The organism is Streptomyces sp. NPDC057287 (assembly GCF_042667905.1).
GTDB lineage: Bacteria > Actinomycetota > Actinomycetes > Streptomycetales > Streptomycetaceae > Streptomyces.
In genome coordinates this window covers 116,931-127,262 of record NZ_JBHUYV010000023.1, presented here as the reverse complement: position 1 = coordinate 127,262, position 10,332 = coordinate 116,931, and the positions used below count along the sequence as shown (strand labels likewise).

General features: G+C 72.3%; 11 protein-coding genes. 6 read left to right on the top strand and 5 right to left on the bottom strand.

Annotated elements, in window-relative coordinates; all coding sequences use genetic code 11:
* A partial coding sequence (locus tag ACFUNE_RS33245) for a biotin carboxylase N-terminal domain-containing protein (RefSeq protein WP_383575739.1) occupies positions 1-656 on the bottom strand: 656 nt, incomplete at its 3' end.
* Between the two features lie 378 nt (positions 657-1,034).
* Between ACFUNE_RS33245 and ACFUNE_RS33240 the strand changes: the two genes are divergently transcribed.
* Complete coding sequence (locus tag ACFUNE_RS33240; RefSeq protein WP_383575747.1) at positions 1,035-1,478, top strand: hypothetical protein; 444 nt, start codon at positions 1,035-1,037, stop codon at positions 1,476-1,478.
* A 12-nt stretch (positions 1,479-1,490) separates the two neighbouring features.
* Here the strand turns inward: ACFUNE_RS33240 and ACFUNE_RS33235 are convergent, their stop codons facing one another.
* From ACFUNE_RS33235 to ACFUNE_RS33220, 4 genes are all read right to left on the bottom strand, one after another.
* Positions 1,491-2,102, bottom strand: coding sequence for a nucleoside triphosphate pyrophosphatase (locus ACFUNE_RS33235; protein ID WP_383575736.1), 612 nt, complete (start codon positions 2,100-2,102; stop codon positions 1,491-1,493).
* A gap of 81 nt (positions 2,103-2,183) precedes the next feature.
* On the bottom strand, positions 2,184-2,312 hold the full coding sequence (gene mmpB / locus ACFUNE_RS33230; protein WP_099174806.1) for a morphogenic membrane protein MmpB: 129 nt from the start codon (positions 2,310-2,312) through the stop codon (positions 2,184-2,186).
* 70 nt (positions 2,313-2,382) lie between these two features.
* A complete protein-coding gene (locus ACFUNE_RS33225; RefSeq protein WP_383575733.1) occupies positions 2,383-2,589 on the bottom strand; it encodes an acyl-CoA carboxylase epsilon subunit in 207 nt (68 codons plus the stop codon).
* A 14-nt stretch (positions 2,590-2,603) separates the two neighbouring features.
* Positions 2,604-4,184, bottom strand: a complete 1,581-nt coding sequence (locus ACFUNE_RS33220; protein WP_383575731.1) for an acyl-CoA carboxylase subunit beta — start codon at positions 4,182-4,184, stop codon at positions 2,604-2,606.
* Between the two features lie 174 nt (positions 4,185-4,358).
* Between ACFUNE_RS33220 and ACFUNE_RS33215 the strand changes: the two genes are divergently transcribed.
* The 5 genes from ACFUNE_RS33215 to hutH all read left to right on the top strand — a co-directional run bounded on the left by ACFUNE_RS33215 (position 4,359) and on the right by hutH (position 10,283).
* Entirely contained in the window at positions 4,359-5,228 is an 870-nt protein-coding gene (locus tag ACFUNE_RS33215) for a biotin--[acetyl-CoA-carboxylase] ligase (RefSeq protein WP_383575730.1), read from the top strand.
* A 152-nt stretch (positions 5,229-5,380) separates the two neighbouring features.
* Entirely contained in the window at positions 5,381-6,577 is a 1,197-nt protein-coding gene (locus ACFUNE_RS33210) for an adenylate/guanylate cyclase domain-containing protein (RefSeq protein WP_383575727.1), read from the top strand.
* Positions 6,578-6,620: 43 nt separating this feature from the next.
* Complete coding sequence (locus ACFUNE_RS33205; RefSeq protein WP_383575725.1) at positions 6,621-7,433, top strand: enoyl-CoA hydratase/isomerase family protein; 813 nt, start codon at positions 6,621-6,623, stop codon at positions 7,431-7,433.
* A gap of 74 nt (positions 7,434-7,507) precedes the next feature.
* Positions 7,508-8,674, top strand: coding sequence for a diguanylate cyclase domain-containing protein (locus ACFUNE_RS33200; protein ID WP_383575723.1), 1,167 nt, complete (start codon positions 7,508-7,510; stop codon positions 8,672-8,674).
* A gap of 58 nt (positions 8,675-8,732) precedes the next feature.
* Entirely contained in the window at positions 8,733-10,283 is a 1,551-nt protein-coding gene (gene hutH, locus ACFUNE_RS33195; RefSeq protein WP_383575720.1) for a histidine ammonia-lyase, read from the top strand.
* Positions 10,284-10,332: the final 49 nt, after the last annotated feature.

Sequence of the window (10,332 nt, the reverse complement as noted above, 5' to 3'; positions counted from 1 at the left end):
TTGCCATGGGTGTCGGCCAGGCACTGCGTCTCCACGTGCCGCGGCTTGTCGAGGTAGCGCTCCACGAAGCACTCACCCCGGCCGAACGCCGCGACGGCCTCACGGACCGCCGAGTCGTACAGCTCCGGGATCTCCTCCAGCGTCCGGGCCACCTTCAGACCACGCCCGCCACCACCGAACGCCGCCTTGATCGCGATCGGCAGACCGTTCTTCTCCGCGAACTCCACCACCTCCGCCGACCCCGACACCGGATCAGGCGTCCCGGCGACCAGCGGGGCACCGGCACGCTGCGCGATGTGACGGGCGGCGACCTTGTCACCCAGATCCCGGATCGCCTGCGCCGGCGGACCGATCCACGTCAGACCCGCATCGAGCACCGCCTGCGCGAACTCCGCGTTCTCCGACAGGAAGCCATAACCCGGATGGACAGCGTCCGCCCCCGAATCCTTCGCCGCCTGGAGCACCTTGGCCATATCCAGATAACTGGCGGCCGGGGTGTCACCGCCCAGAGCGAACGCCTCGTCCGCGGCGCGCACATGCAGAGCATCCCGGTCCGGATCGGCGTAGACGGCCACGCTCGCGATTCCGGCATCCCGGCAAGCCCGAGCAACACGGACAGCGATTTCGCCACGGTTGGCGATGAGCACCTTGCGCACGATGACTCCCTCCTTGAGAACAAGCTGAGTTTAGGGACTACCAACACGGCCGTACGACCCGTCCCCAGTAGTGAACTTGCCCACACGGAGTGTGATTCGAGGCCTGCTCGAGTCGCGAAATCCCTTGTCGCACCACGGTACGCCGGGATCCTCAACGGCACAGTAGCCACGAAGTGTGGCCCAAGTCTCTGTCCGGACGGTCAACGCCGCGCGGCGTTTCTTTGTGGACTCCCTACGAACGGCCGAGGGAATCTTTGCCTCGGCCTCGGGGCGGCGCCTTGCGTGCACGAGCCGTGCGCATCCCCTTGTCCGGAGCATTACCGGTTAGTAGGGTCCGCGCTACCGCACGTACTACAGGTAACAGGGGGTGGCGCAGTGGTGCGCAGACCAGTGGCCATCGTGACCGCGATCGTTCTGTTCGTGGAAGCCGTGGGCATCGTGCTCGTCAACGGCGTCCTCGCGACGGTCGCCGGCAACCAGAGCATGTCCCTGGCCGGGATGGATCCGGACGCCATGGTCACCGGCACGTGGGTGATGGGCGGTGTCTCCGGGGCCCTGCTGGTGCTCTGCGGGCTGATACCGCTGCTGGCGGGGATACGGGACCGGGCTCCGGGCCGCTTCGGCAGGATCGCCCTCATCGCCTGCGCGGTCGTGCACGGGGTGCTGGGCGCGCTGGCGGTCGGGCTGATCGGCTGGGCGGCCTTCGTGTTCCTGATGGCCGTCCTGGCCCTGATCGTGCTGACCCTGGTGGCGTTCGACCGGCGTGAGCCGGAGACGAAGGCCGGAGGGCCCGGCGTCGAGGGGACGCCGGCCCCGGTGTGAGACGGCCGCCGCTCAGACCCACAAGTCGGTGATGGGCGTACCCAGTTCGCCGAGCAGCCGACGCAGCAGGGGCAGGGACAGGCCGATGACGTTGCCGTGGCTTCCCTCGATCGCCTCGACGAAGGGTGACGAGCGGCCGTCCAGCGTGAACGCCCCGGCCACGTGGAGGGGCTCGCCCGAAGCGACGTAGGCCGCCACCTCGGCGTCCGTCGGCTCACCGAACCTGACGACGGTGGACGCGGTGGCCGACGCCGTACGGCCGGTGGCCGTGTCGATGACGCTGTGGCCCGTCTGCAGGATGCCGGACCGGCCGCGCATCGACTTCCAGCGGGCGGTGGCCTCCTCGGCGTCGGCGGGCTTGCCGTGCGCCTGGCCGTCCAGCTCCAGCACCGAGTCGCACCCGATGACGAGCGCACCCGCGGCTTCCGGACGGGATGCCACCGCCGCGGCCTTCGCCTCGGCCAGGACGAGCGCCAGCTCACCCGGGGTCGGAGCAGTGATCGCGTCCTCGTCCACACCGCTGACGATCACCTCGGGGGCGAGGCCCGCCTGACGCAGGAGGCCGAGACGGGCGGGGGACGCGGAGGCGAGCACGAGGCGGCGCTGGTCAGTCATACCCGCCATCGTAGGCGGGGCGGGAGGCCCTCGGGGGAGCCCGCCGGAACAGGGCCGGACACCTCCGGCCGACCGCGCACCGGGGCAGCCTCAGCGGGTGCCCAGGACGAACATCGCCACGACCATGGCCAGCGCCAGCAGCAGTCCCGCGCGACGCATCATGTCCTGGGCGTCGCGCAGTTCCTTCGGCGGTTTGTTCTCGGGGTCGGACCACAGCATGGTTCCGATGGTGCTCCGGGCACGGCTGCGGCGCCTGAGTACGCGTACTCAAGCGCCGCTCGGCCCGCCCTCAGGAGGGCCAGTACGTCCGTGCCCAGGACCGGGGCCCCGGCCGGAGCGCGCCCCGGCGGGCGATCCGCCCCGGGTCGGACCACTGCTCGGGCGGCAGCGGGGCGCCGGACGGGACGGCGGCCTCCGCCGCCGCGCGCGCCCTGACCACGGCGAGGGCCGCGGCGAGCTCCTCCGGGGTCGGATTGCCCCGTACGACCTTGATCATGGTGGCTCCCGTGGTTAGAGGGGGATGTTGCCGTGCTTCTTCGGCGGCAGCGACTCGCGCTTCGTCCGGAGCTGGCGCAGGCCCTTCACGAGGTGGGCCCGGGTGTCCGACGGCATGATCACCGCGTCGACGTAGCCGCGCTCGGCCGCGACGTACGGGTTGAGCAGGGCGTCCTCGTAGTCGGTCATCAGCTCGGCGCGGGTGGCGTCCGGGTCGTCGGAGGCGGCGATCGTGCGCCGGTGCAGGATGTTCACCGCGCCCTGCGCGCCCATGACGGCGATCTGCGCGGTCGGCCAGGCCAGATTCAGGTCGGCGCCCAGGTGCTTGGACCCCATGACGTCGTACGCGCCACCGAACGCCTTGCGCGTGATCACCGTGATCAGCGGGACGGTCGCCTCCGCGTAGGCGTAGATCAGCTTGGCGCCGCGGCGGATGATCCCGCCGTACTCCTGGTCGACACCCGGCAGGAAGCCGGGCACGTCCACGAAGGTGAGGACCGGCACGTTGAACGCGTCGCACGTACGGACGAAGCGTGCGGCCTTCTCGCTCGCGTCGATGTCCAGACAGCCGGCGAACTGCATGGGCTGGTTGGCGACGATGCCGACCGGGTAGCCCTCGACGCGTCCGAAGCCGGTGACGATGTTCGGCGCGAACAGGGCCTGCGTCTCCAGGAACTCGCCGTCGTCGAGCACGTGCTCGATGGCGGTGTGCATGTCGTACGGCTGGTTGGCCGAGTCCGGGATGAGGGTGTCGAGCTCGCGGTCCTCGTCCGTGGTCTCCAGGTCGGCGTCCTCCGGGAAGGCCGGGGCCTCGGAGAGGTTGTTCGACGGGAGGTAGGACAGCAGGGACTTGACGTACTCGATGGCGTCCTTCTCGTCACCCGCCATGTGGTGGGCCACGCCGGACGTCGTGTTGTGCGTGCGGGCGCCGCCCAGCTCCTCGAAGCCGACGTCCTCGCCGGTGACCGTCTTGATGACGTCGGGGCCGGTGATGAACATGTGGGAGGTCTGGTCGACCATGACCGTGAAGTCGGTGATCGCGGGGGAGTAGACCGCGCCGCCCGCGCACGGCCCGACGATCAGGGAGATCTGCGGGATCACACCCGAGGCGTGGACGTTGCGGCGGAAGATCTCCGCGAACAGTCCGAGCGCGGCGACACCCTCCTGGATGCGCGCGCCGCCGCCGTCGTTGATGCCGATCACCGGGCAGCCGGTCTTCATCGCGAAGTCCATGACCTTGACGATCTTCTCGCCGTAGACCTCGCCGAGCGAGCCGCCGAAGATGGTGAAGTCCTGCGAGTACACGCAGACGGGACGGCCGTCCACCGTGCCGTACCCGGTGACGACCCCGTCCCCGTAGGGGCGGTTCTTCTCGATGCCGAAATTGGTGGACCGGTGCCGTGCGAACTCGTCGAGCTCCACGAAGGAACCTTCGTCGAGCAGGAGCTCGACCCGCTCACGGGCGGTCAACTTGCCCTTCGCGTGCTGCTTTTCGACGGCACGGGCTGAACCTGCGTGTGTGGCCTCCTGGATACGGCTCTGCAGGTCCGCGATCTTGCCCGCGGTGGTGTGGATGTCGCTCTGCGGCTCGGACATCGGGTGGCGGCTCCCTGCCTGTTCACGGGGACGGCTGGTACATCCGGTAGACGTGCTGGACCGGTACGTGCTCGACGGCGGCCCGCTCGGGGGCGGGCGTTGCTACTGACCCGTAGCGTATCGGCGCGGATACGGTTCGGCAGTGCGTCGTTGGCCACACCTAATGTGGGTTGCATGACACCTCCCGATGCGCCGCACAACCGCTGGTCGGACCTCGACAGGCCGCCCCTGAACGTCGCTGCGCTGCGCCGCGGACTGCTGAGGCCCGACGGCCTGTGGGCCTCGCTCGACGTCGTCGAGTCGACCGGTTCCACCAACTCCGACCTCGCGGCCCGGGCCGTCGGCGGGGGCCTGGCGGAAGGCACGGTGCTGGTCGCCGAGGAGCAGACCGCGGGCCGCGGACGGCTCGACCGGACCTGGACGGCGCCGCCCCGCTCCGGCCTCTTCCTCTCCGTCTACCTGACCCCCGGCGCGGTGCCCGTCGAACGGTGGGGGTGGCTTCCGCTGCTGGCCGGCGTCTCCGCCGCCACGGGCCTCGCACAGGCCGCGGGCGTCGACATGGCACTGAAATGGCCCAACGACCTCCTGGTGACGATCGCCGGCACGGAACGCAAGACCGGCGGCATCCTCGCCGAGCGCGCCGGGGACGGCGTCGTGATCGGCATCGGCCTCAACGTGTCGCTGCGGGCGGCCGAGCTGCCCGCCCCGCACGCCGGCTCGCTGGCCCTCGCCGGAGCCGTCTCCACCGACCGCGAGACCTTGCTCCGGGCCGTCCTGCGTTCACTGGAACAGTGGTACGGGCAGTGGCGGGACGCGGACGGCGACGCGGCCGAGAGCGGGCTCCAGGCCGCCTACGCGGCGGGGTGCGCCACCCTCGACCGGACGGTGCGGGCGGAGCTGCCGGGCGACCGGTCCGTCGTCGGCGAGGCCGTCGCGATCGACGGTGACGGACGGCTCGTGCTGGCGACGGGCAACGGGCTCCAGGAGCCCGTGTCGGCCGGGGACATCGTCCACCTGCGCGGGGAGGAGGGAGGCCTCACCTGATCCGGTGCTCCGCACATACGGGTGATGTCACGTATGACCGACACGGCACCACGCCACCGGCGACGTGAGCCAGGGCACACCTGCCGTATCGTTGAGGCGATCCAGCGACAGATCGGCAGGGCAGTGCGCAGGGAACGGGCAGGAGGCGGCCGGTGACCGTCGACGACACGAACTCCGACGACGGCGCGGAGCCCTCGTCGGGGGCGTCGGTCCACTCGACACCGCATCACGAGGTCGACCACACGGCGGAACCGACCGACGACCCGCTGGCCATCCGGCTGGAGGCCCTGATCCTGGGGGCCGACCGCCGCTACACGCCGTTCCAGGCGGCCAGGACGGCCGGGGTCTCCATGGACCTGGCGTCCCGGTTCTGGCGGGCCATGGGCTTCGCCGACATCGGGCAGGCCAAGGCGCTCACCGAGGCCGACGTGCTGGCGCTGCGCCGGCTCGCCGGTCTCGTGGAGGCGGGGCTGCTCAGCGAGCCGATGGCGATCCAGGTCGCCCGCTCGACCGGCCAGACCACCGCCCGGCTCGCGGAGTGGCAGATCGACTCCTTCCTGGCGGGGCTGACCGAGCCCCCCGAGCCCGGCATGACCCGGACCGAGGTCACGTATCCACTGATCGAGCTGCTCCTGCCCGAGCTCCAGGAATTCCTGGTCTACGTGTGGCGACGCCAGCTGGCCGCCGCCACGGGCCGGGTCGTGCAGACCGGGGACGACGAGGAGATGGTCGACCGGCGGCTCGCGGTGGGCTTCGCCGACCTCGTCGGATTCACCCGGCTGACCCGGCGGCTGGAGGAGGAGGAGCTCGGCGAGCTGGTCGAGGCCTTCGAGACGACCTCGGCCGACCTGGTCGCGGCGCACGGCGGCCGGCTCATCAAGACCCTGGGCGACGAGGTCCTCTTCGCCGCGGACGACGCGGGCACGGCGGGCGAGATAGCGCTCCGGCTGGTCGAGGCGATGGCGCAGGACACGACCATGCCCGCCCTGCGGGTCGGTATCGCCTTCGGCACGGTCACCACGCGCATGGGCGACGTGTTCGGCACGACGGTGAACCTGGCCAGCCGGCTCACGTCGATAGCGCCCAAGGACGCGGTGCTGGTGGACGGTGCCTTCGCCCAGGAGCTGATCAGGAACGGCGACGCCCCCGCCTCCGAGGCGCAGGCGTCCGAGGAGGCCGCGGCGGCGGCCGAGCGTGCCCGGCTCGCGGAGAAGGAGGGCCGCCCTGACGAGGAGCCCCCTCTGCCGACGTACCGCTTCGGGCTGCAGCCGATGTGGCAGCGGCCGGTGCGGGGACTGGGCGTGGTGGAGCCGTGGCTGCTGGCCCGACGGGGCAAGCCGTCGTCCTGACCCTAGGATCCCGGTAACGCTCGTCAACCGGAGGGGTGCAGTCATGGGTGTCACGTCCGAGCAGAGGTTCGGGGAATTCGTCGTCGTACGGCGGCACGAGGGCCAGGAGCACGTGGCCGAGCTGGTGCTCGACCGCCCGAAGGCGATGAACGCCGTGAGCACCGCGATGGCGGTCTCCATCGCCGACGCCTGCGCGGCGCTCGGCGCCGACCGGGGCGTACGGGCGACCGTGCTCACCTCCAGTCATGAGCGGGCCTTCTGCGTGGGTGCGGACCTCAAGGAGCGGAACTCCTTCACGGACGCCGAGCTCGTACGGCAGCGGCCCACGGCGAGGGCCGCGTACACCGGTGTGCTGGAGCTCCCGATGCCGGTCGTCGCCGCCGTGCACGGCTTCGCCCTCGGCGGCGGCTTCGAGCTCGCGCTGGCCTGCGATGTGATCGTGGCCGACCGCACCGCCGTGGTCGGCCTGCCCGAGGTGTCCGTCGGTGTCATCCCGGGCGGCGGCGGCACGCAGCTGCTGCCCCGGCGGGTCGGCGCGGCGCGCGCCGCCGAGCTGGTCTTCACCGCCCGGCGGGTGGAGGCGGCCGAGGCGCGCGAGCTGGGCCTGGTCGACGAGCTGGTCGAGGCGGGCGGGGACCGGGAGGCGGCGCTGGCCCTCGGCGGCCGGATCGCGGCGAACTCCCCGGTGGGGCTCCGGGCCGCCAAGCGGGCACTACGGCTGGGGCAGGGGCTCGACCTGCGGGCGGGGCTCGAGGTGGAGGACGCCGCATGGCGCTCCGTGGCCTTCTCCGGCGACCGGGCCGAGGGTGTGGCCGCGTTCAACGAGAAGCGGAAGCCCAGCTGGCCCGGGGAGTGAGCCCGGGGAACGTTCTGAAGATCATCAGCGCCGTCAACTGATCAAATCTGGGTAAAGCTACCTAAGCTGGGACAATGGGCGGTGATGATGCGCGCCTGCGCGCCGTGGTTGCGCTGGCACAGACGATGGCGGCGGCCTACACCGCACGCGAGTCCTGGCGTGCCGCGGCGATGGGGGCGTGCGAGGCGCTGAGCGGCAGCTTCGCCGCCCTCTCCGTCTGGGAGCGGGAGCAGGGCAGGCTGCGCGTGCTGGTGAACGCGGGGGAGCGGGCCGAGGGCGAGGAGGAGTTCCCTGAGGGCGAGTCCTACCCCGTGCACCAGTTCCCGGAGATCACCGAGTTCCTCCACGAGCGCTGGGCGGGCGGCGGTGAGCCCGACGCCTGGGTGGAGACCGCCGACGGCGGCCCGGGCGCCGGCGGGCCGGCCCGCGGCGCCCGGCCGTACTGCCACCAGCGGGTCGCCGCGCTGCGCCGGCGCGGGCGGGGCTGCTGCGTGGTGGCGCCGATCGTGCTGCACGGGCGCGCCTGGGGAGAGCTGTACGTGGCCCGCCCGGCGGGGGCCCCGGTGTTCGACCGGGACGACGCGGACTTCGCGACCGTGCTGGCCGCCGTCGCCGCGGCGGGCATCGCGCAGACCGAGCGGCTGGAGGAGGTCCGCAAGCTGGCCTTCACGGACCCGCTGACGGGCCTCGCCAACCGCAGGGCCGTCGACCTCCGGCTCGACGAGGCGGTGGACCGCCACCGGGCCGAGGGGGCCGTGGTCAGCCTGGTCGTCTGCGATCTGAACGGGCTCAAGTCGGTCAACGACACCCACGGCCACGCAGTCGGCGACCGGCTGCTGGAACGTTTCGGCTCCGTGCTCTCGCTCTGCGGGGCGATGCTCCCCGGCGCGCTGTCCGCGCGCCTGGGCGGGGACGAGTTCTGCCTGCTGACCGTGGGGCCCCCGGCGGACGACGTGGTCAGGGTCTCCGAGGAGCTCTGCGCGCGCGCCGTGGCCCTGGAGCTCGGCGACGGTGTCGCCTGCGGTGTCGCGTCCACGGGGGACGACATCGGGCCGGTCCAGTCCGCGCGCCGGCTCTTCCGGCTGGCGGACGCCGCCCAGTACCAGGCGAAGGCGGCGCGTTCCCGGAGGCCGGTGGTGGCAGGGCGCGACGGCGACGTGATCCGGCTCGCCGACTCCCCGCCCAAATCCCCCCACGACCGCCGAAGGCTGCGCGGCAATCCGCCCGGCGGCGATCGGTAAGGGGTCAACCGCGCTACCACTGGTGACATGGCGGGTTTCAATCCGTAGGCTTCTGAATATGAATATGCATACAGTCGTGGTGGGGACGTCCGGTACCACCGCCGAGGACGTCATCGCCGTGGCCCGCCGGGACGCCCGGGTCGAGCTCTCCGCCGCCGCGGTCGAGGCGCTCGCCGCCGCCCGGCGGACCGTCGACGCCCTCGCCGCCAAGCCCGAGCCGGTCTACGGCGTCTCCACCGGCTTCGGCGCCCTCGCCAGCCGGCACATCGGCCCCGACCTGCGGGCGCAGCTGCAGCGCAACATCGTCCGCTCGCACGCGGCGGGCATGGGCCCCCACGTCGAGCGCGAGGTCGTCCGGGCGCTGATGTTCCTGCGGCTGAAGACCCTGGCCTCCGGCCACACCGGCGTACGCCCCGAGGTCGCGCAGACCATGGCCGACGTGCTCAACGCGGGCATCACGCCCGTCGTCCACGAATACGGCTCGCTCGGCTGCTCCGGCGACCTCGCGCCGCTCTCGCACTGCGCCCTGACCCTGATGGGCGAGGGCGAGGCGGAGGGCCCCGACGGCACCGTGCGCCCGGCCGGCGAGCTGCTCGCCGCCCACGGCATCACCCCCGTCGAACTCCGGGAGAAGGAGGGCCTGGCCCTCCTCAACGGCACCGACGGCATGCTGGGCATGCTCGTGATGGCCCTGGCGGACCTGAAGAACCTCTACACCGGCGCGGACATCACCGCGGCGCTCTCCCTGGAGGCGCTCCTCGGCACGGACCGGGTCCTCGCCCCGGAACTGCACGCCATCCGCCCGCACCCCGGCCAGGGCGTCTCCGCCGACAACATGCTGCGGGTCCTCGCCGGGTCGGGCCTCACCGGCCACCATCAGGACGACGCCCCCCGGGTCCAGGACGCCTACTCCGTGCGCTGCGCCCCCCAGGTCAACGGTGCGGGGCGCGACACCCTCGCCCACGGGCGGCTCGTCGCCGACCGTGAACTGGCCTCCGCCGTCGACAACCCGGTCGTCCTGAGCGACGGCCGCGTCGAGTCCAACGGCAACTTCCACGGTGCGCCCGTCGCGTACGTCCTCGACTTCCTGGCGATCGTCGCCGCGGACCTCGGATCGATCACCGAGCGCCGCACGGACCGGCTGCTGGACAAGAACCGCTCGCACGGCCTGCCGCCGTTCCTCGCGGACGACGCCGGGGTCGACTCCGGGCTGATGATCGCCCAGTACACGCAGGCCGCCCTGGTCAGCGAGCTGAAGCGGCTCGCCGTCCCGGCGTCCGTCGACTCGATCCCGTCCTCCGCGATGCAGGAGGACCACGTCTCGATGGGCTGGTCGGCCGCGCGGAAGCTCCGTACGGCCGTCACCGGTCTCGCACGGATCGTGGCCGTGGAGCTGTACGCCGCCACGCGCGCCGTGGAGCTCCGCGCCGCCGAGGGGCTGACCCCCGGGCCCGCGTCGCTCGCCGTCATCGGCGCGCTGCGGGACGCCGGTGTGCAGGGGCCCGGGCCCGACCGCTTCCTCGCCCCGGACCTGGCCGCCGCCGACGCCTTCGTGCGGGAGGGGAAGCTGGTCGCGGCGGTGGAGGCGGTGACCGGCCCGCTGGCCTGAGCCCGAAGGGCTGCCGCGGCCCGTACCGGGGCGCGCGGCAGCCCTGCCC